Origin of the sequence: Thioalkalivibrio sp. AKL17, assembly GCF_000377885.1 — a bacterium.
GTDB lineage: Bacteria > Pseudomonadota > Gammaproteobacteria > Ectothiorhodospirales > Ectothiorhodospiraceae > Thioalkalivibrio > Thioalkalivibrio halophilus.
The window spans coordinates 336060-355797 of sequence record NZ_KB898764.1; the positions used below are offsets into that span (position 1 = coordinate 336060).

The 19738-nt window shown below is 69.2% G+C and carries 19 protein-coding genes; 13 read left to right on the forward strand and 6 right to left on the reverse strand.

Annotated features, from left to right (window positions below; translation table 11 throughout):
• Positions 1-1326: an MFS transporter gene (locus tag D577_RS0101545; RefSeq protein WP_018945844.1), complete on the forward strand. Its 1326-nt coding sequence runs from the start codon at positions 1-3 to the stop codon at positions 1324-1326.
• Between the two features lie 38 nt (positions 1327-1364).
• Here the strand turns inward: D577_RS0101545 and D577_RS0101550 are convergent, their stop codons facing one another.
• From D577_RS0101550 to D577_RS0101560, 3 genes are all read right to left on the reverse strand, one after another.
• Positions 1365-1631, reverse strand: coding sequence for a hypothetical protein (locus D577_RS0101550; protein ID WP_018945845.1), 267 nt, complete (start codon positions 1629-1631; stop codon positions 1365-1367).
• Positions 1632-1671: 40 nt separating this feature from the next.
• Positions 1672-3081 (reverse strand): deoxyribodipyrimidine photo-lyase, encoded by a 1410-nt coding sequence (locus tag D577_RS0101555; protein WP_018945846.1) that lies wholly within the window; start codon positions 3079-3081, stop codon positions 1672-1674.
• A 125-nt stretch (positions 3082-3206) separates the two neighbouring features.
• Entirely contained in the window at positions 3207-4202 is a 996-nt protein-coding gene (locus D577_RS0101560; RefSeq protein ID WP_018945847.1) for a MerR family transcriptional regulator, read from the reverse strand.
• Between the two features lie 131 nt (positions 4203-4333).
• On the opposite strand from D577_RS0101560, the gene D577_RS0101565 reads away from it, so the two are divergent.
• Both D577_RS0101565 and D577_RS0101570 read left to right on the forward strand, forming a co-directional pair.
• Complete coding sequence (locus D577_RS0101565; RefSeq protein WP_018945848.1) at positions 4334-6256, forward strand: thioredoxin domain-containing protein; 1923 nt, start codon at positions 4334-4336, stop codon at positions 6254-6256.
• 34 nt (positions 6257-6290) lie between these two features.
• Complete coding sequence (locus tag D577_RS0101570) at positions 6291-7277, forward strand: succinylglutamate desuccinylase/aspartoacylase family protein (RefSeq protein WP_018945849.1); 987 nt, start codon at positions 6291-6293, stop codon at positions 7275-7277.
• 48 nt (positions 7278-7325) lie between these two features.
• On the opposite strand, the gene D577_RS0101575 is transcribed toward D577_RS0101570, so the two are convergent.
• On the reverse strand, positions 7326-8423 hold the full coding sequence (locus tag D577_RS0101575) for a GTP-binding protein (protein ID WP_018945850.1): 1098 nt from the start codon (positions 8421-8423) through the stop codon (positions 7326-7328).
• Between the two features lie 444 nt (positions 8424-8867).
• Between D577_RS0101575 and msrP the strand changes: the two genes are divergently transcribed.
• From msrP to D577_RS0101595, 4 genes are all read left to right on the forward strand, one after another.
• Complete coding sequence (gene msrP / locus D577_RS0101580) at positions 8868-9833, forward strand: protein-methionine-sulfoxide reductase catalytic subunit MsrP (RefSeq protein ID WP_018945851.1); 966 nt, start codon at positions 8868-8870, stop codon at positions 9831-9833.
• A complete protein-coding gene (locus D577_RS0101585; protein WP_018945852.1) occupies positions 9834-10466 on the forward strand; it encodes a sulfite oxidase heme-binding subunit YedZ in 633 nt (210 codons plus the stop codon). It abuts the gene before it with no gap.
• A 64-nt stretch (positions 10467-10530) separates the two neighbouring features.
• Positions 10531-11154 carry a hypothetical protein gene (locus D577_RS0101590; RefSeq protein WP_018945853.1) on the forward strand — a complete coding sequence of 208 codons (624 nt, stop codon included), beginning with the start codon at positions 10531-10533 and terminating at the stop codon, positions 11152-11154.
• Between the two features lie 29 nt (positions 11155-11183).
• Positions 11184-11498, forward strand: a complete 315-nt coding sequence (locus D577_RS0101595; protein WP_018869615.1) for a DUF2007 domain-containing protein — start codon at positions 11184-11186, stop codon at positions 11496-11498.
• 7 nt (positions 11499-11505) lie between these two features.
• On the opposite strand, the gene D577_RS0101600 is transcribed toward D577_RS0101595, so the two are convergent.
• A complete protein-coding gene (locus tag D577_RS0101600) occupies positions 11506-12282 on the reverse strand; it encodes a lytic transglycosylase domain-containing protein (protein WP_018945854.1) in 777 nt (258 codons plus the stop codon).
• A gap of 99 nt (positions 12283-12381) precedes the next feature.
• Here D577_RS0101600 and D577_RS0101605 point away from each other — a divergent pair, with 99 nt between their 5' ends.
• The 3 genes from D577_RS0101605 to D577_RS0101615 are packed head-to-tail and all read left to right on the forward strand — an operon-like array spanning position 12382 to position 14328.
• Positions 12382-13209: a biotin--[acetyl-CoA-carboxylase] ligase gene (locus D577_RS0101605; RefSeq protein WP_026288847.1), complete on the forward strand. Its 828-nt coding sequence runs from the start codon at positions 12382-12384 to the stop codon at positions 13207-13209.
• Complete coding sequence (locus D577_RS0101610; RefSeq protein ID WP_018945856.1) at positions 13199-14101, forward strand: type III pantothenate kinase; 903 nt, start codon at positions 13199-13201, stop codon at positions 14099-14101. The genes D577_RS0101605 and D577_RS0101610 overlap by 11 nt, the downstream gene beginning before the upstream one ends.
• Positions 14098-14328, forward strand: a complete 231-nt coding sequence (locus D577_RS0101615; protein ID WP_018945857.1) for a hypothetical protein — start codon at positions 14098-14100, stop codon at positions 14326-14328. The genes D577_RS0101610 and D577_RS0101615 overlap by 4 nt, the downstream gene beginning before the upstream one ends.
• A gap of 7 nt (positions 14329-14335) precedes the next feature.
• On the opposite strand, the gene D577_RS0101620 is transcribed toward D577_RS0101615, so the two are convergent.
• The gene (locus D577_RS0101620) at positions 14336-15901 is read right to left on the reverse strand and encodes a DUF255 domain-containing protein (RefSeq protein ID WP_026288848.1); all 1566 of its coding nucleotides are present in this window, start codon (positions 15899-15901) and stop codon (positions 14336-14338) included.
• 172 nt (positions 15902-16073) lie between these two features.
• Between D577_RS0101620 and D577_RS0101625 the strand changes: the two genes are divergently transcribed.
• The 3 genes from D577_RS0101625 (at position 16074) to lysS (ending at position 19736) form a co-directional block, all read left to right on the forward strand.
• A complete protein-coding gene (locus D577_RS0101625) occupies positions 16074-17054 on the forward strand; it encodes a hypothetical protein (RefSeq protein ID WP_018945859.1) in 981 nt (326 codons plus the stop codon).
• Positions 17055-17129: 75 nt separating this feature from the next.
• Positions 17130-18228, forward strand: a protein-coding gene (prfB, locus tag D577_RS0101630; RefSeq protein ID WP_099049988.1) for a peptide chain release factor 2 whose coding sequence is annotated in 2 segments (ribosomal slippage) — positions 17130-17201 and positions 17203-18228 — 1098 coding nt in all. Because the reading frame shifts where the segments join, the coding sequence is not laid out codon by codon here.
• Positions 18229-18245: 17 nt separating this feature from the next.
• Complete coding sequence (gene lysS / locus D577_RS0101635) at positions 18246-19736, forward strand: lysine--tRNA ligase (RefSeq protein WP_018945860.1); 1491 nt, start codon at positions 18246-18248, stop codon at positions 19734-19736.
• The last annotated feature ends 2 nt before the right edge of the window (positions 19737-19738 follow it).

A 19738-nucleotide genomic window follows, 5' to 3' on the forward strand; every position in this document is an offset into this window, starting at 1 on the left:
ATGTCGCTGATCCGGCGCTATCCGCCGAAGGCGCCGGCGCCCCGCCGGGAGATCTTCGGCTGGGCGATGTTCGACTTCGCCAACCAGGCCTACACCCTGCTGATCATCACCGTGATCTTCGGCGATCTGTTCACCCGCGTGATCGTGGGGGACGGGCCGGATTACCGCCTGGGCAATCTGCTGTGGAGCGTGGCACTGGCGGTGAGTTACGGGATGGTGGTGGTGCTGGCGCCGCTGGCGGGGGCGATCATGGATGCGACGGCCACGCGCAAGCGGTTCCTGCTGGGTTCATGGCTGTTGACGGTGGTCACCACGGGACTGCTGTATTTCGTCGAGCCGGGGCTGATCTGGTTCGGCATGGCGCTGATCATTGCCTCCAACTTCGGGTACGCCATCGGCGAGTCGTTCATCGCCAGTTTCCTGCCGGACCTGGGCCCGCCGGAGCGGCTGGGCTGGATCTCGGGGCTGGGCTGGGGGCTGGGGTATCTGGGCGGTCTGGTGGCCACGGCGTTTGCGCTGGGGCTGCTGGGCGAGGTGACCGAGGAGAACTTCGACCGCATCCGCTGGGTGGGGCCGTTCGCGGCGGCGTTCTTCCTGGTCTCGGCGCTGCCGACCTTCCTGTTCCTGAAGGAGCGCGGTACGCGCCGCGAGCTTGCGCGCCGGGTGCAGCTGGGGCTGGGCTGGCGGCGCGTACTGCAGGCGCTGCAGCGCCTGCGCGAGGATCGCGCGCTGCGCAGCCTGTTCGTGTCGATCTTCTTCCTGATGGCGGGGATCTACATCATCATCGCCTTCACCTTCATCTATGGCTCGCAGGTGATCGAGTGGGATGAGTCCACGCGGGTGACGATGTTCGTCATTACCCAGATCACGGCGATCGTCGGGGCGATCGGGTTCGGCTGGCTGCAGGATCGCGCGGGGCCGGTGCGGATCTACCGCCTGACGCTGATCATGTGGTGCCTGGCGGTGCTGGCGATCTACGCCACGCCCACGCTGGCGGACGCCCTGGCCGCGCTGGTGGGCCGCCCGGTGGAGGCGCAGGAGGTGTTTCTGGTGGTGGGGGCGGTCGCCGGGCTGAGCCTGGGGGCGGCGCAGTCGGCCGGCCGCGCGCTGGTGGCGATCATGTCCCCGCCGCGCGAGGCCGGGCGCTGGTTCGGATTCTGGGGCCTGGCGGCCAAGGCCGCGGCGATCTTCGGCCTGCTGGGGCTGGGCCTGCTGCAGGCCTGGCTGGGGCTGGCCAACGCCATCCTGTTCTGTCTGGTGCTGTTCGTGATCGCCCTGATCGCGTCTGCCCCGGTGCGCACGCCCGACCACATCGCGGGCGTGTGAACCGTTGAGCCGGCCGGAGCCGGCTCGCGGTTTGTGGCTCAGTGCGCGTGGTGGCCCTTGTGCAGGTATTCCACGCCGTCGAGGCTTTGCAGATGGATCTCGCGCACCGGGATGAAGCGGGCGCTGCCCGGGGTCACGATCTCTTCGGTCACGCGCACGCGGTAGGGCGGCTCGTGGTTGAGCAGCTGGCCCACGTAGCGCTTGCCCTCGGCCTCCACGCGCACCGGAGTGGTGTCCTCGTAGCGGCTGAAATTGTAGGAGACGTTGCGCGGGTACTGCAGGTTGCCTTCCGAAAAGGTGCTCATCGCCGGATTCTCGCTGTTGGGTTCATGGTCGCGGCATATTCTACCCGCTCTGCTTGATGGTGGCGAAGGCATCGAGGGCGGCCTGGCGGCTCTGTTTCAGGTCGACCATGGGGGCGGGATAGTGGGCGCCGAGGCGGGGGCGCAGCTGGTGGATGTCGCGCGCGGAGGCGCGGGCGAGTTCGGGGACGAAGCGCCGGATGTAGGCGGCGTCGGGGTCGAAGCGTTCCCCCTGGCGCTGCGGGTTGAAGATGCGGAAGTAGGGCGCGGCATCGGCGCCGCAGCCGCCGGCCCATTGCCAGCCGAGGGTGTTGGCGGCGAGGTCGGCGTCGACCAGGGTGTCCCAGAACCAGCGCGCCCCGGCGTGCCAGTGCAGCCGGAGGTTTTTGGTCAGGAAGGAGCCGACTGCCATGCGCATGCGGTTGTGCATCCAGCCGGTCTCCCACAGCTGGCGCATGGCGGCGTCGATCACCGGGATGCCGGTGCGGCCCTGCTGCCAGCGCTCCAGGTCTTCCGCCGACTCGCGCCACGGGAAGGCCTCGAAGCGCGGGTTCAGGGGCTGCTCCGGGGTGTGCGGGAAGTGGTACAGCACGTGGTGGGCGAAGTCGCGCCAGCCGAGTTCGCGCACGAAGGGCTCGGCCGGGCCGTCGGTCGGCTCGTGCCCGGCCTGGCGCAGGGCGCGCAGGATCTGCGTGGGGCTGATCTCGCCGAAATGCAGATGCGGCGACAGCCGCGAGGTGCCGTCGGTGTCGGGGCGCTCGCGGCGTTCGCCATAGGCGCCCACGCCGTCTTCGATGAAGCCCTGCAGACGTGCCAGCGCGGCGCGCTCGCCCGGGCTCCAGGCCGCGGCCAGCCCGCTGTCCCAGCGGATGCGTGGCAGCAGCTCGAGGGCCTCCAGCGGTTCCGAGGCCGGGGGCGACGGCGGCGAGGGGATGCGCGTCGGGGCCGGCAGCGGGTCGCGTTCCAGCCCGCGCTTGCAGGCGGCGCGCCAGTACGGGGTGAAGACCCGGTAGGGCGTGCCCTGGCCGGTGGCCAGTTCCCAGGGTTCGTGCACCAGGGCAGCGGCGAAGCTGTGCACCTCCAGGCCGTCCTCGCGCAGCGCGGCCTTGATGGTGGCGTCGCGCGCGGTGATCGCCGGTTCGTACAGGCGGTTCCAGTACACCGCGCCGGCGCCGGTTTCGCGTACCAGCGCGCGGAGCTGTTCGAGGCTCGAACCCCGGCGCAGGGTCAGCGTGGCCCCGAGGGCCTCGAGCTCGCCCGCCAGCGCCTGCAGGCTGTGATGCAGCCACCAGAGCGACGCCGCGCCGGGGGCCCAGGGCGCTTCTTCGTGCGGGGCGTGGATGTACACCGGGATCACCGGGCCGCCGCGGCTGAGGGCGCCGTGCAGCGCGGGCTGGTCGGCCAGGCGCAGGTCGCGGCGCAGCCAGACGAGGGCGGGGGACGGAGTACTCACAGGCGGTCTCCTTCGCGCAGGCGCCGGCGCAGCTCACCCGCGCGAGGTCGTGTTCCCGCGCGCCGCCGAGGACGATCAGCAGCGTGCGCAGGGGCGTCGCCATCGCCTCGGGCCCATCCAGGGGTTCAGCCGCGGCCCAGGTACTGCCAGAGCCGGTCGGCGGCTTCCAGGGGCGCGCCGGGCAGGATTTCCACCGGGCGCTGGCTGTCGAGCTTTGACAGCTCGAGGGCGGCGGAGCCGGCCAGGTAGACCGGCGCTCCGGGTGCCGCCAGGATTCCCTCCACCTGATTGAGGTCCGGGCTGCGCAGCAGGCGCGACGAGCCGTGCAGGACAATCCCGCGCGCACCCAGGGTGCCGACCAGCGACTCCAGCGCGGCCGCACTGGTCGCGTCGAACAACGACAGGGTGGCGAGACCGCGCCGGGCACAGCTGACCTGGAGCAGCATGCCGCCGACCTGCTGATGACCGCCGCCCAGCACCAGGCAGGGCGCCACAGGCCCTTCGCAGGCCCGCAGGGCATTGCGCAGCTGGTCGGCCAGGGCGGCGGTGGCCCAGGCGGAGAATACCGCCAGGCGTACCTCGCCCTCGGGCGAATGGCGGGACTCCTCGCGCAACTGACGATAGACCTCGAGGAAGGCCCGTTCGTGCACCCCGTCCCATCCGTGACGCATCACCAGCCGCGCGTAGGCGCGGTCCAGCTGCTCCACGTCCAGCGGGTCCACCGCGTGGTACAGCGCGTCGGCGATCGGGTCGGCCGTATGCGGGGCAATCCCGGGGCCACTGATCGCGGGCCGTCGGCCGGGTGCCGGCGAGGCGGGTCCGTCGTCCCCCTCGGGTTCGGCGGGATCCTGCGCCGCGGCGTCTTCGTCGCGCTGCAGCACGCGATGGACCTGCGAGACCGGAATGCCCTGGTCCAGCAGTTCCATGATCCGACGGACCCGCCGGATGTCCTCCTCGCTGTAGAGGCGGTGTCCCTTGGGGGTGCGCATCGGGCGGATGAGCCCGTACCGACGCTCCCACGCGCGGAGGGTGACATCATTGATGCCGGTCTCCGCACAGACGTGCCGGATCGGGTACAGCCCCGCCTGCTCGTTCGAGTCGTTGTCGGTTGCGATGGCCATGCTCCGAACTATACAGGATCTGTACAGACCATGTACGAAAAAGGTGGATGCCGGCTCGGGAATTCCGCGAGGGAATGCTTGATCAACTTGAGCGGTCTCACAGACATTACACGTCCGGATTGAGGTAGGCCATGAGTTTCATGAATCCCGTGTCCGAAATGCGCCGCACGCTTGCGGTTCTGGCGGCAGGTCTGGCGCTGGTCCTGGCCGGAGCCCATCCGCTGGCGGCCGAGCCGGCGAATCCGGAGATGGCCGACAGCATTTCCCCGTATCTGCGTCTGCACGCGGAGGACCCGGTGCAGTGGCGGGCCTGGGATCGGGGCCTGCTGGACGAGGCCCGCGAAAGCGGCCGGCCGCTGCTGATCTCCAGCGGTTATTTCTCCTGCCATTACTGTCACGTGATGCACGAGGAAAGCTTTCTAGACGAGGGCATTGCCGAACGGCTCAACGAGCATTTCATCCCGGTCAAGCTGGACCGCGAGGTGCATACCGCACTGGACACCTATCTGCTGGAGTTCCAGCGCGCCACCGGGGGCAGTGCCGGCTGGCCGCTGAACGTGGTGGTGATGCCCGAGGGCCATGCGCTGACCGGGGTGGTCTACGCGCCGCGGGATGGCTTTGCCAACTTCCTCGATGGGGTGGTGGAGCGGCTGACGGCGGATGAGGAGCGCCTGGCCGAACTGGCCGCCGCCGGCTCGCGTGAGCTGGAACAGCGTCTGCGCGACGGGGAGCAGCCCCTGTCGGCGGAGCGTGCGGCACGCCTGCCGGACGTCCTCTGGAGCCGCATGGAACGCGAAGCGGATGATCTGGGCGGGGGCTTCGGGCAGGAGACCAGGTTCCCGCATTCCCCCTATCTGGATGCACTGCTGACCGCACAGGAAGACACCCGCGCGCCGGACTGGGTCGGGGAATTCCTGAGCATCACTCTGGAAGAGATGGCCGGATCCGGGCTGCGCGACGTGCTGGGCGGCGGTTTCTTCCGTTATTCGGAAACCCCGGACTGGGGTACCCCGCACTTCGAGATCATGCTGGAGGATCAGGCGCAGCTGGCGCGTGTCTACCTGCGTGCTGGCGAGCTCTTCGGGCGCGAGGACTGGACGCGGATCGGCCTGGAGACCCTCGATTTCGTCGGCCGCGAGATGGCCCTGCGCGATTCCGACCCCGGCGCGGCGGGCGCACCGGAGAGCGATTTCCGGGGCTTTGCCTCCAGCCTGTCGGCGCTGGACGACGAGGGCCGCGAGGGCGGTGCCTACCTGTGGCCGGGCACCGCGCTGGACGCCGCGCTGGAGGATCACCCCGAGCCGGAGCTGGTGCGGGCACGTTTCGGCATGGACGGCTCGCCGTCGTTCAGCGACGGCCACCTGCCGGCCGATGGTATGGATACCGCGGCACTGGCCGAGCGCTTCGACCTCGACGAGGACCGGGTGCGCGAGTACGTCGACCGGGGCCGCGAGGCGCTGATCGAGGCGCGTCAGGAGCGCGGCCTGCCGCGTGACGAGAAGGTGCTGACCGGCGCCCACGGCATGCTGCTGTCGGCGCTGGCCGAGGCGGTGCGTCAGGACCTGGGCGAGGAGTACGAGACCATGGGCCGGGACGTGCGCGACTGGCTGGCGTCACGCGCCGACGAGCCGGAGGACCTGCCGGCGCTGCTGGGTCTGCCGGCCAAGGAGGTCGGCCCGGCCACGCTGCCGGACTACGCGTACGTGGCCCGCGGCCTTCACGACTGGGACGCCGCCACCGACAGCGGCGACGGCGAGCGGGTGCGCGCCCTGCTGCGTACCGCCTGGACGCGTTTCTCCGGCGAGGACGGGTTCCGCACCACCGAGGACCCGCCGTTGCCGGGCATGATCGCCGAGCGTTTCCATCCGGCCGTGCACCGCCCGTCGGGGACCACCGCCGTCCTGCAGCTGACGGCCGAACACGCCGCCGCGGATGCGGATCTGGAGTCCGCGCTGGCCGACTATCCGCTGGAGCCGGGGCAGGGCATCGAGAGCAATCCGCTGCACCACGCGGGCCTGATCCTGTGGCTGGAGGAACGCGGGGACGAAGGCTAGACTGCGCCTTTTCCACGCAAGCAGGAGTGCGCGCATGTCCGGTCAGCCCACGGCGCTGAAATCCGTCACCTTCCACGGCCTGGAGCCCGGGCCGCGCCTGATCGTGCTGGGCGCGGTGCACGGCAACGAGCTGTGTGGCACCGAGGCGACCGAGCGGCTGCAGGCGGAGCTGGAATCCGGCGAACGCGAGCTGCTGCGCGGCACGCTCACGCTGGTTCCACGCACCAATCCCCTGGCGGTGCAGCGCAACCAGCGCATGGGCGAGCGCAATCTCAATCGCAACCTGCGGGTGACCGAGGATCCGCAGGATTTCGAGGACCGTATTGCCAACCGGCTGTGTCCGCTGCTGGCGGCGCACGACGTGCTGCTGGACCTCCACTCGTTCCACACCGGCGGGCAGCCGTTCATCATGCTCGGCCCGCGTGACAACGATGGCGAGCTGGAGCCGTTTGCGCAGGCGGCCGAGGAACAGGCGCTGGCGGCCTGCCTGGGACCGCGGCGCATGGTGGAGGGCTGGCTGGACACCTATGCGCGCGGGGTGGAGAAGCGCATGAAGAACCCCAACGCCAGCCACCGGGCGCAGATCCTGTCCACCGATCCGAGCTACGGCATCGGCACCACCGAGTACATGCGCAGCCAGGGCGGCTACGGGGTGACCCTGGAATGCGGCCAGCACGACGACCCGCAGGCGCCGGAGGTGGCCTACAACGCCATCATCAACGCGCTGGCGCAGCTGGCGATGCTGCCACGGCGTGCCACGCCCGGGCAGGCTGACCCGGAAGTGCTGCGCCTGGTAGAGGTGATCGATCGCGACCACCCGGATGATGCCTTCGCCCGCGAGTGGAAGAGTTTCGATCCGTTGACCCGGGGTGATCTGATCGGCGTGCGCGCCGATGGCACCGAGGTGCGCGCGCCGGAGGACGGTTTCATCGTGTTCCCCAACCCCAACAGCCTGCCGGGGAACGAGTGGTTCTACCGCGCGGAGTTCAGCGACCGCGAGGTGCCCCCCGGTCCGCAGTAGACCCCGGGGGCACAGCGGGCCCGGGGGCCACGGCAGACAGAGTGCGGCTCAGTCGTCCGCGGGCAGTCTGGCGGCGCGCCGCAGGGCGCGGTCCACGGCGTTGAGCGCCTCGAGCTCCTCGCGGCCGCCGCGGTCGCCGCTTTCGGCACGGATCAGCTCCAGGCGGGGCGGGGTGGTGTCCGGGGGCGTCGCCAGGGCTTCCAGGCCGCCATCGCGCTCCACCCGGTTGATCTGCTGCCAGCCGCGTTCGGTCTGCAGCACGCCCTTGAGGCGGTCCGCGTCCTGTTCCCGGATCAGGGCCTCCAGCGCCGCGTGATCGAACACGGTGGACGTCGGGAAGCGCCATGAACGGCCGACGAATCCGTCGCCGCGGTTGTCGATCACGACCCAGTCGCCCGTGTCGGATGCGGGCGCATGGTCATGTTCGTGTTCATGCGTATGGTTGTGGTCATGGTCATGATCGTGGCCGGTGTCCGCGGTCGCAGCCAGGAACGCCCGGGCCTCCGGGAACAGGGCGCCGCCGTGCTCCAGGCGCGCGGCGTCCAGCAGCGCCGCATCGATGTGCCCCTCGCGGGTCTCGATCACCCGCGGGCGCGGAGCTGGCAGGCCGGCCACGAACGCATGCAGGGCCTCGCGGTCGGCCTCGCTCCAGGCGTCGGCCTTGTTCGCGATCAGCACGTCGGCCACCGCGATCTGGTCGTTCCAGTTGGGGTGCTCGCGATGGCGCGGCGAGGCCAGGTGGCGCGCGTCCATCACCGTGACGGTCGCGCGCAGATCCAGCGCGGTGTCGTAGGGTGGGGCGGTCAGGGTGCGGATGATCTCGGCCGGATGCCCGAGGCCGGTGGGCTCGATCAGGATGCGGTCGGGCTGCTGCTGGCGGATCAGACGGTTGAGGCCCACGGTGAACATCTGCGCGGAGACGCAGCACAGGCAGCCGCCGGGGATCTCCTCGGTGCGCACGCCGGTGTCGGCCAGTAGGCCGCCGTCCACGCCGATCTCGCCGAATTCGTTGACCAGTACCGCCCAGCGTTCGTCCTGCGGACGCTGCTCCAGCAGAGCGCGAATGGTGGTGGTCTTGCCGACCCCGAGGAAGCCGGTGACGAGGTTGACCGGGATGTCCCGGTGGGCGGGTTCTGTGCGGCTCATGGCGGTCTCCGTGATTCGACGGTGAAACATGATAACAGTGGTGGTTCGCGGATCCCGCGGTGACCGGACCCGGCGCGATCGTTTGATTCGTACCCGCACCGGTTCGCGAACCCGTTTACGCACCCGCCCCCGTTCATGTTCGCGCGACGCCATTCGCGTCCCCGTCATCGCGATTCGCATGGCCCTCCTTTTCCCGTCATCGCGAGTCGCGCAGTGACGTGGCGATCTCCTCCGAAGCCGTCTGTGCCAGGGTGCAGGCATCTTTGACCGATTGCCGCGTCGCCTTCGGCTCCTCGCAATGACGGGGTGGAGGGGAGGGCAGAGCTTCGGTTCCTCGCAATGACGGGGTGGGCGCTTCGCGGCTTGGTCGGTATTGTCCGGGCGCGCGAACTCACACGCCGCTGCGGGGTCGATTGGTTCAGATCCCCGGACGAGGAAGACCCCATGCTGATACGAGTGCGCCGGCGCAGTGACATCCCGCGCAGCGAGGTGACCCCCGAGGCGGTCTACCGGCGCCGCCGCGAGTTCATGAAGGGCGGTCTGGCCCTCGGGGCGGGGCTGGGCCTGGGGGCGCTGGGGCTTGCGGGCCCGGCGGGTGCCGACCTGCGCGACGAGCTTAAGCCCCTGGACGCGGAGCCGGGCGAGTTCTCCACCGACGAATCGCTGACCCCGTTCGAGGACGCGACCACCTACAACAACTTCTTCGAGCTGGGCTCCGGCAAGGAAGATCCGCACCGCCTGGCGGACAAGCTGCAGACCGATCCCTGGAGCATCCGCGTGGAGGGGCTCTGCGACAACCCCGGGGAGTATGCGCTGGAAGATTTCATCGACCCCTGGTCGCTGGAGGAGCGGATCTACCGCCTGCGTTGCGTGGAAGGCTGGTCGATGGTGATCCCGTGGATCGGTTTCGAGCTCAACCGCATCATCGACCGTGCCGAGCCGACCGGCAGCGCCCGCTATGTCGCCTTCGAGAGCATCCATGATCCGGACAACCTGCCGGGGCAGCGTCGCAGCGTGCTTGAATGGCCGTACGTGGAAGGGCTGCGCATGGACGAAGCGCGCCATCCGCTGACGATCATCTCGGTCGGGATGTACGACCATGTGCTGCCCAACCAGAACGGGGCGCCGATCCGGCTGGTGGTGCCGTGGAAATACGGCTTCAAGAGCATCAAGTCGATCGTGCGCATCCGCTTCGTCGAGGACGAGCCGCCGACCTCGTGGAACCGCATGCAGCCGAACGAGTACGGCTTCTACAGCAACGTGAACCCCGACGTGGACCACCCGCGCTGGTCGCAGGCCACCGAGCGGCGCATCGGCGAGTTCCGCCGCCGGCGCACCGAGATGTTCAACGGCTACGGGGAAGAGGTTGCATCGATGTATGCCGGAATGGACCTGACCGAGAAGTTCTGAGTGGAAAGACGCCGGCGCGCATCGGCCCGGCCTCCGCGCGGGGTGTGGACCCTGGTGCTGGCGGTCTCGCTGGCGCCGGGGGTGTGGATCGCGCTGCGCGCGGCCGGGTGGTTCGGCGGGCTGGGGGTCAACCCGATCGAGCGGCTGCTGGAGGATACCGGTACCCACGCGATGATCGCGCTGCTGGTGGCGCTGGCGGTCACGCCGTTGCGCCAGTGGACGGGTCTCGCCTGGATCAGCGCGCTGCGGCGGATGCTCGGGCTGGTGGCCTTTGCCTGGGTCAGCGCGCATCTGCTGGTCTGGGTCGGGCTGGATCTGTTCTTTGACTGGGTACTGATCCTCGATGACATCCGTCACCGGCCCTATGTCACCGTCGGATTCACCGCCTGGGTGATCCTGCTGGCGCTGGCGCTGACCTCCACGCGCGGGGCGCAGCGGCGGCTGCGGCGCTGGTGGCCGCGTCTGCACCGCCTGGCCTACGCGGCGGGCGGGCTGGCCATCCTGCACGTGCTGTGGCTGACCCGGGGTGCGGACTATATCGAGGTCGGGATCTACGGCGGGGTGCTGGCGCTGTTGCTCGGCTGGCGACTGTGGCGTTGGCTGCGGTCGGTGCCAAGGCCCCGGGCGGGATGAAAGATCTCCCCGCGGCCGGCGTCGCATCGCTACAATGGGGAAAACGTCTGACTGGAGCAGTTCCTTGGCCACCTTTACCCTCACCCTGCATGCCCCCGATCCCGAGCAGCCCGAGCTGCAGACGGTTTCGGTGGACGAATCCGGCGACGAGCTGCCCGAATACGGGCAGGTGTGGGTGTGGGACATCCTCTACGCACAGCAGCTGTTCGCGCTGGGTGACACCCGGCCGGCGCAGGATCTCAAGGAGATCCTCGAGCTGTGGGCGGTGAACATGTCCAGCAAGGTGTTCCAGCCGCACCTGCACATCCTGAACAAGGGCTATCTGGACCTCTCCGAGAACCTGAAACTGGTGACCGACGAGACGGAACGCCCCGCACCGGCCGACGGCGACCGACGGATCGAGGTGCAGGTGACCGGGCAGGTGGGGCAGATGCCGGAGGTCGCCGTGTCGCCCGAGTCACTGGAGGCGAACGATCGGGTGCATCTGGTACTGGGGCTGGCGCAACATTTCAATTATGCCAACGACAAGTTCGGGCGCGAGCTGCCGATCCATGTCCTGGCGCTGCGCAAGTACCACGCCGACATTCAGCTGCCGCATACCCGCGAGGCGATGGATGACGGGCCGATGTACGCCATCCAGAAGGCCATGGAGTACTTCCAGGCCGCCAACCAGGGCACGGTCCAGTAGCGCCGGGCGGGCATGGGAAACACTGATCCATGAAGACCGTCTACCACAACGCCGATCCGGTGATGGCCGAGTTCATCGGCGGCATGCTCAACGACGCGGGCATCCCCGCCCACGTGCATCAGGCCGGGCTCTATGGCGCCTCGGGCGAGATCCCGCCCAACGAGTGCTGGGCGCGCATCGTGGTGGTGCACGAGGAGCAGGCCACCGAGGCGCGGGAACTGGTGATGGAATACCTCGAGGGCGATCCGGTGGGTGACGCGACCGAATGGACCTGCCCGAGCTGCGGCGAGCGGATCGAGCCGCAGTTCACCCAGTGCTGGAACTGCGGGCGCGAGCGGCGCTGAAGCGGCGTCAGCCGGAGCCGGCGCGGACCAGCGGCTGGTCGCCGTTATAGTGCCGACCGATGCGCCGGATGTATTCGCGGGTTTCTTCGTAGGGCGGGACGCCGCCATGGCGTTCCACCGCACCGGGACCTGCGTTGTAGGCCGCCAGGGCCAGGTCCAGGTCGCCGTCGAAGCGCTGCAGCATGGCGGCCAGATAGCGCACACCGCCCTGGACGTTCTGGACCGGATCGAAACGGTCGGTCACCCCCAGCTCTGCCGCGGTGGCCGGCATCAGCTGCATCAGACCGTGGGCGCCCACCCGTGACACGGCCTCGGGATCGAAGCAGGACTCCACGTGGATCACCGACAGGACCAGATCCGGATCCACTCCTTCGCGGCCGGCGGCGTCGTGGATGATGTCGGCGTATTCCCCGCCGCCGCTGGCCATCGCCCGTTGCGCGTTGCGGCCGCAGCGGGCGCGCGCCGGCGGACGGCCGTACTGGGCGATCAGCTCCATGCCGGGCCCCTGGTTGCGCAGGTTGGTGACCAGACGTTCGCCGTCGGGTCCCTCGAAGACGAAGATCTCGGTCGGCGACCAGCCGTCGTCACCGCCGGTGGCCGTGTTGCCGCGCGTGGACGAGGGACCGGGAACGTCCTCGTAATCGCCGTGTTCGGGCGGTTCGTCACTGATGACGCGGGCGCCATCGTCATCGATCCAGGTGTAGAAATCGGCCTGCGCCGGTAGCGGGGCCGCGAGGCCCCCTGCCAGGGCCAGTGACCCGACCGCAAGGGTCAGGGCGGACAACCCCCTGCGCAACGCCGTAAGATGATGGACCGTGTTCAAGCCGGTTCTCCCGTCGATCTGCCGATCCCCATGACCGCCTTCTCCTCGACTGCCGCCATTATGGCGCCGGAAACCACGGCGCTGGAAGGCCTTTTGCGCGATGAATTCGCGCACGCGGGGCCGGCCCGGGTGGAAGTCCTGGATCGAGTGGATTCCACCAGTCGCTATCTCCTGGAGGACGTGTCCGCGGATGCGTTGCCGCGGGCCGGACGGGTGTGTCTGGCGCGCGAGCAGACCGCCGGTCGGGGCCGGCGTGGCCGGGACTGGGTCGGGCACCCGGAAGACGGCATTGCACTGTCCGTGGCGTGGCCGCTGGAACCGGGCGAGTGGGTGCCGCCGGCGTGGCCGGTGGGCGCCGGACTGGTGCTCAGCGAGACCCTGCACGAGCTGGGCTACGCCGCGGTCGGCCTGAAATGGCCCAATGATCTGGTGGTCGGCGAAGCCAAGCTGGGGGGCATCCTGGTCGAGCAGCAGGCGCCGCGTGTCGCGAACGGTGTCGGCGGGCGGCTGGTGGCGGGCGTGGGACTGAACCGCGCCGGGTCGCAGCGTCTGCAGCTGGGGCGTGCGGTGACGGACCTGGCCGCGCAGGGTGTCCCGCCGCCGGGCTGGCTGGAACTGGCGGGGCGCCTCGCCGCGAGTCTGCTCAGGGCGCATCCATGGCTGATGGCACACGGTCTGAGTCAGGCCGGCGAACGGCTGGGTGCCGTGGATGTACTGGCGGGGCAGCGCGTGGAACGCCTGGAGACCGGCGAGCGATTCCTCGCGCTGGGGATCGATCCGCAGGCCGGCACGCTCCGGGTGCGCGACGAACAAAGCAGAGAACGGGGCGGGGAACAGGCTCTGCATTCCGGAGAGGTCAGCGTGCGCAGGTGGAATCATGCCGAGTGACGGGAACCCGAGTCTGACGGTACTGCTGGATCTGGGCAGCAGCCGCCTCAAATGGTCCCTGCGCGACGAGTCCGGGGTGGAACAGGCCAGCGGGGCCGACGCCGATATCGCGGCCGGCGTGGCGGAGCTGGCGCAAACGGTGTCGGTTCCGCTGGGGGCCGCATGGCTGGCGCGGGTCGGGGCACCGGAGCGCTCGCGGCGCCTGCGCGAGGCCCTGGCCACGGCCTGGCCCGGTCTGACGGTCGAGGAGGTGGAACCCCGTCTGGAGGCGGAGTCCGGCGTGGGCCCCGGGGCGGCGGCGCAGTCGGGCGTGCTGGTGTCGCGGTATGCCCACGGCCAGCTGGGCGTGGATCGTTATTGTGCCCTGCTGGCGGCGCGCGCGCGTGACCCGGGGCAGCCGGTGGTGCTGGTGGATGCCGGAACTGCCGTCACGGTGGACGTGCTGCGCGCCGACGGTGTGCACATCGGGGGCTACATCCTGCCGGGGCTGCACGGCGGCTGGGCCGGGATGCAGAAGCTGTTGAGCGATCGCATCGCCCCGCGTGCGCCGGGCGCGGGTTTTGATCCGTGGCCCGAGCGCTCGCCGGGGCAGAGTACGGCCATGGCGCTGGACCGGGGCTGGGCCACGGCCTGGGCGGCGGGCGTGGCGGCCGTGGTGGCGGCCGGCCGTGAATCGCTCGCGGACACCCCGTACCCCGAGGAGGGGAGTACCGGCTCTGCGGGGGTGGCGCGCGTGCCGGTCTGTCTCCTGACGGGGGGGGATGCCCGGATGCTGATGGAGGATCTTCCGGGGCCGGTCAGAACGGATCCCCGGCCTGTGCTGGACGGGCTGGCGGTGCTCGCCGGGCTGGAGCTGGCGGACGAGTCACGGACGGGGAGGGCGGGGGAATGATTCGCTGGACGATTTTTGCGTTGCTGCTGGCCAACCTTGGCTATCTGGGCTGGGCCTACCAGAGCGGACACCTGGACCCGGATCCCTGGTCCGATGCTCCGCCCCCGGAGGCCGGGGGCGAAGGCATCGAGGTGCTGGAGGTGCGCACCGGGGCCGAGGCGGAGCGTTTGCGCCAGCGCCTGGAGGCCCGGGAGGATCCCTCCGCGTCGGCCGGGGGCGGAGAATGATCACTTCTTAATCCTCGCCCGGCATGCCGCGCTGCAGGGCGGCGAATCCGAGCGCGATGTCATCGGGGTCGGCACCGGGATGGATCTGCAGCTGGGCTTCCACGGCCGCCGGGTCCACGTGGCTGGCCGCCACCGCCTCCGCCGGCAGGTAATGCAGCCACCAGGCCAGTGCGGCCTGGGTGGGCACCTCGGTCCAGGGTTCGAGTTCCCCGTCCAGTCGCTCGGCATGGGCGTTCAGATCCTCGTCGAAGAACGGCTGCAGCCGGTCCAGGCGCGCCTGCGGGTCGGGTTCGCCGGCGGCGGTGTCCGTCGGATCGCGCTCCAGCGCCCGGGCGGCCCGGCGCAGTTCCAGACGGGCGATTTCCGGCCAGATCTGCGCGGGCAGATAGCCTTCCAGTTCGGGCTGGCCCTCCTCAGTGACCGCATGCAGGAAACCGGCCGGGATGCCCAGATAGGCATCCACGCCGCGCAGGGCGGTGTCGGCCCACTCGAGCAGCTCGTCATCGTCGAAGATCCGCGCACTGGCGGCCAGTGCCGCGATGGCCTGCCCCGAGGTATGGGCGTAGGTCGTGCGATCGACCCGCGGCGGATCGGTGGCGCGGCGTTCATCCGGATCCAGTCGGTAATAGGCATTGTCGGCGTACTGGGAGTTGCCGAAGCGCCGCTGGTCCTCGTCCCACATCGAATCGTGCAGCCAACGGATTACATCTTCTGCGACCTCGCGGTAGCGTTCATCCCCGGTTTCCTCCCAGGCGCGGGCGAACAGCCACAGGAACGCGGCATTCTGATCCAGGCGTTTGGAGGTCTCGAGGGCCCGGTCCGGGTCGCGCTGGTCGAAGTCATAGAAGAAAAAGAAGCCGCCATCCACCGGGTCGTGCAGGTCTTCGGCCACCTGATCCAGCAGACCCGGCATGCGCCCGGCCCATTTCTCCTGATCCAGCAGGAAGCGGTAGGTCCAGGGTTGCGGGCGCTTGCTCAGGGTACCGAACAGCGCGCTGCCGCTGAGGCGGTCAGCGTCGGCGACGTACACCTGGTCGAGCATCTCAAGAAAGCCGTCGACCGTGGTGATCGGCTCCTCGGCGGGGGTTTCCTCGCGCCCCGTCACCGACACCACCCGCTGCTGGCGCTCCAGGATCCGGTACAGGCCGTCGGCGCGGATATGCCCGGTGAAGCGCGAGATCACGTCATCGTCCGGGGTGGTGATGACCACGAAGGGGAGACCACGGCCGCCATAGCGCGTGAAGAGGTCGGCGCGCCGATCCAGGTCGATCAGGACCGGGATGTACTCCTCGTTCAGGATGTCCACCACCATGGGGTTTTCCAGCGACTCGTTCTGGAAGTCGATGCACCAGGTGCACCATTGCCCGTGGAAGTAGAAGAACAGCGGCTGGTTCTGATCCTCGGCCCGGTCGAACAGTTCGGGATCGAAGCTGTTCCATTCGATCTGCGAATCCGCGGGGTAGTCTTCCGCCGACGCCGCACCGACGAACAGCCACAGCGCCGCGATCAGCAGGGTACCTGCGGCGCGCAAGCCGTTGCGGGCAGATGAAACGTGTTGAGTTGCGGTTCCCATGTCGGGCTCCTGGACCGCGTCTCGCGGTCGACTCTTTCGTAAAGCATAGACCCTGGCTGCGGGGCTTCTCCATGATCGCCGCGCTCGGCTGCTACCATGCGCGGGTTCATCCGAGGGATCCTTGCATGAGAGACGAAAGCGCGCGGTTGGCTGTTCCGCGGAGGTGGCTGCGATGAGCGACGTGCGGATTCTGGTGCCGGGGCTGCGCGATGCCCTGGTGGCGGCACGCGCCGCCGGGGGCGGCGGGCTGGCGGTACGCTGGCTGCGGCAGCTGCTCGCGCGTTCGCGCGCGGCGACGCCCGCTGAAACCGTCACGGGGGTGCGACCGGACGAACCGCCCGGCTGGGAGCGGACCCTCGCGCAGGCGCTGGGATATACGGAACCCGGAAACGGAGGAGAGACGGGGTCCGCCTTGCGTACCTGGCTGGCCAGTCCGGTAGCACTGAATGCCGGCATGCGGGACCTGACCGCCCGTCCGGTGGACGGGGTCGCCGATACCGATCGGGAGGCCCTTTGGGCGGCCGCCGCACCGGAGCTGGAAAAGGTCGGGGCGCGGCTGGATCAGTCGCCGCAGGGCTTGTGGCTGCTGTCGATGGCCGCCGCGGGTGCCGACGGCACCCGCAGCCCGTCGGCAGGCTGGGGCCGGCCGATGCCGGCCGCCGGCCTGGACAGCGAGGCCGCCCGCTGCCTGCAGGTGCTGGGCAACGCGATCCAGATGGCCTGGTTTCAGCATCCGGTCAACCAGCAGCGCGAACAGAGCGGTCTGGACCCGGTGCAGGGGCTGTGGTTCTGGTCGCCGGGCGAGCCGCCGCCCGCTGCGCCGGCCGTGCGGGTCGCCGGCGGCGGCATCCACGGCCGCTGGCTGGCGGAGACCGCGGGGGCGGACTGGAATCCCGATCCGGCGTCGGGTGGCGACGTGATCGTGATGGATTCGCTGGACGGTCCGGCGAGCCCGGAACGCATGGCCGAGCTGCTGACCTCGCTGGTGCTCGAGGTCATCGCCCCGCGTGCCGCCGGCCTGCGCTTCGGCCGAACCGGGCGTCTGGAGATCGAGGATCCACTGCTGCCACCGGCGGAGGGCCCGCGTCGCATACTGCGCGGACGCGATACCTGGGCGCTGTGGCGCCGGCGGATGCCCTGGCCCGGTCTGTAACTCCGTGCATGAGTGATACCACGCAGGCGGCCGGGCTTGGTATACTCTCGGGCTTTTTCCGCACGGGGACACACCATGGAACTGAGTCCGCTCTACAGCCGGATCGAAGACCTGCAAGGCCGCATCGACGGCCTGAGGGGGTATCTTTGACTACGCTGGCAAGGAAGAACGGCTGGAAGAAGTCCAGCGCGAGCTGGAAGAAAACCCGGACATCTGGAATCAACCGGAGCAGGCCCAGGCCCTGAACAAGGAACGGGCCCAGCTGGAGGGCATCGTCCTCAACATCCGCGAGATCACGGATGCACTGAAGGACAGTCGCGAACTGCTGGAAATGGCCGAGGCCGACGATGACGCGGAAACCGTGTCTTCGGTCGAGGCGGATGTCGCGGGGCTGACCGCGCGCGTCGAGGCCCTGGAGTTCCGCCGCATGTTCTCCGGCGAGATGGACGAGGCCAATGCCTACGTCGACATCCAGGCCGGTTCCGGCGGCACCGAGGCGCAGGACTGGGCCAACATGCTGCTGCGGATGTATCTGCGCTGGGCCGAGAGCAAGGGCTTCAAGGTGGAGGTCACCGAACTCTCCGAGGGCGAGACCGCCGGGATCAAGAGCGCGACGGTGCGTGTCGAGGGCGACCATGCATTCGGCTGGCTGCGCACCGAGACCGGCGTCCACCGCCTGGTGCGCAAGTCGCCGTTCGACTCCGGCAACCGCCGCCATACCTCGTTCGCGTCGGTGTTCGTCTCGCCCGAGGTGGACGAGAACATCGAGATCGAGATCGATCCGTCCGACCTGCGCGTGGATACCTACCGTTCCTCCGGGGCCGGCGGGCAGCACGTCAACACTACCGACTCGGCGGTGCGCATCACCCACGAGCCGACCGGCATCGTGGCCGCCTGTCAGGCCGGACGCTCGCAGCACAAGAACCGCGAGATGGCGATGAACCAGCTGCGGGCCAAGCTGTACGAGCAGAAGATCCAGGAGCAGAACGCGGCCAAACAGGCGCAGGAAGAGACCAAGTCGGACATCGGCTGGGGCAGCCAGATCCGCTCCTATGTCCTGGACCAGTCGCGGATCAAGGATCTGCGCACAGGCGTGGAGGTCGGCAACACCCAGGGCGTGCTCGACGGCAACCTCGATCCCTTCATTGAAGCCAGCCTGAAGAGCGGGCTGTAACCCCCGGAAAACCCTCGATGACCGAAACAACCGACGAGAACAAGCTGATCGCGCAGCGCCGCGCCAAGCTCGACGAGCTGCGCACGGCCGGCAACGCCTTCCCCAACGACTTCCGCCGGGATGCCCTGGCCGGCGAGCTGCACGCCACGCACGATGAAACCGAGGGCGAGGCGCTGGAGGCCGAGGGCATCGAGGTCTGCGTAGCCGGGCGCATGATCGGCAAACGGGTGATGGGCAAGGCCAGTTTCGTGCGCCTGCGGGACATGAGTGGGGACATCCAGCTGTTCGTGCAGCGCGATGCCCTGCCGGAAGGGGTGTATGCGGCGTTCAAGCAGTGGGATCTGGGCGACATCGTCGGCGCGCGCGGCACGCTGTTCCGCACGAAGACCGGCGAACTGACCGTCAACCTGACCGAATTCCGCCTGCTGACCAAGGCCCTGCGGCCGCTGCCGGAGAAGTTCCACGGCCTGACCGACCAGGAGGCGCGCTACCGCCAGCGCTACGTGGACCTGATCACCAGTCCGGAATCGCGCGAGCTGTTCCGGCGGCGTACGCGGATCATCCGCTTCATCCGTGACTACTTCGAGGATGCGGGCTTTCTCGAGGTGGAGACCCCGATGATGCAGGTGATCCCGGGCGGGGCGACCGCACGCCCGTTCGTCACCCACCACAACGCGCTGGACATGCCGCTGTACCTGCGCGTGGCGCCGGAGCTGTTCCTCAAGCGCCTGGTGGTGGGCGGGTTCGAGAAGGTCTTCGAGATCAACCGCAATTTCCGTAACGAGGGGCTGTCCACGCGGCACAACCCCGAGTTCACCATGCTGGAGTTCTACGAGGCCTTCGTGGATCACCATGCGCTGATGGATCGCACTGAGGCGTTGCTGCGTGGGCTGTGCGAGCACGTGCTGGGGACCACCACCGTGGAATACCAGGGCGTGACCTACGAGTTCGGCCGGTCGTTCGCGCGCATGACCGTGCGCGAGGCGATCCTGGCCCATAACGACGATATCGCGGATGCCGACCTGGACGACATCGAGCGCGTGCGTGCGCACTGCGAGCGCAAGGGCATCGAGGTGAAGCCGGGGGTCGGGCTTGGCAAGCTGTGGACCGAGCTGTTCGAGGCCACCGCCGAGCACCAGCTGCACGACCCGACGTTCATCACCGCCTATCCCACCGAGGTCTCGCCGCTGGCCCGGCGCAACGACGACAACCCGTTCGTCACCGACCGCTTCGAGCTGTTCGTCGGCGGGCGCGAGATCGCCAACGGGTTCTCCGAGCTCAACGACGCCGAGGATCAGGCCGAGCGTTTCCGCGAGCAGGTCGCGGAGAAGGACGCCGGTGACGACGAGGCCATGCATTTCGACGCCGACTTCATCCGCGCCCTGGAGCACGGCCTGCCGCCCACCGCCGGGGAGGGCATCGGGATCGACCGCCTGGTGATGCTGCTGACGGACTCCAGCTCCATCCGCGACGTGCTGCTGTTCCCGCACATGCGCCCGGAAGCCTGATT

Coding starts and splice junctions, on each gene's coding strand:
- D577_RS0101545 (WP_018945844.1), top strand. CDS start 1: ATGTCGCTGATCCGGCGCTATCCGCCGAAGGCGCCGGCGCCCCGCCGG.
- D577_RS0101550 (WP_018945845.1), bottom strand. CDS start 1,631: ATGAGCACCTTTTCGGAAGGCAACCTGCAGTACCCGCGCAACGTCTCC.
- D577_RS0101560 (WP_018945847.1), bottom strand. CDS start 4,202: ATGGCCATCGCAACCGACAACGACTCGAACGAGCAGGCGGGGCTGTAC.
- D577_RS0101565 (WP_018945848.1), top strand. CDS start 4,334: ATGAGTTTCATGAATCCCGTGTCCGAAATGCGCCGCACGCTTGCGGTT.
- D577_RS0101570 (WP_018945849.1), top strand. CDS start 6,291: ATGTCCGGTCAGCCCACGGCGCTGAAATCCGTCACCTTCCACGGCCTG.
- D577_RS0101575 (WP_018945850.1), bottom strand. CDS start 8,423: ATGAGCCGCACAGAACCCGCCCACCGGGACATCCCGGTCAACCTCGTC.
- msrP (WP_018945851.1), top strand. CDS start 8,868: ATGCTGATACGAGTGCGCCGGCGCAGTGACATCCCGCGCAGCGAGGTG.
- D577_RS0101595 (WP_018869615.1), top strand. CDS start 11,184: ATGAAGACCGTCTACCACAACGCCGATCCGGTGATGGCCGAGTTCATC.
- D577_RS0101605 (WP_026288847.1), top strand. CDS start 12,382: ATGGCGCCGGAAACCACGGCGCTGGAAGGCCTTTTGCGCGATGAATTC.
- D577_RS0101610 (WP_018945856.1), top strand. CDS start 13,199: ATGCCGAGTGACGGGAACCCGAGTCTGACGGTACTGCTGGATCTGGGC.
- D577_RS0101615 (WP_018945857.1), top strand. CDS start 14,098: ATGATTCGCTGGACGATTTTTGCGTTGCTGCTGGCCAACCTTGGCTAT.
- D577_RS0101620 (WP_026288848.1), bottom strand. CDS start 15,901: ATGGGAACCGCAACTCAACACGTTTCATCTGCCCGCAACGGCTTGCGC.
- D577_RS0101625 (WP_018945859.1), top strand. CDS start 16,074: ATGAGCGACGTGCGGATTCTGGTGCCGGGGCTGCGCGATGCCCTGGTG.
- lysS (WP_018945860.1), top strand. CDS start 18,246: ATGACCGAAACAACCGACGAGAACAAGCTGATCGCGCAGCGCCGCGCC.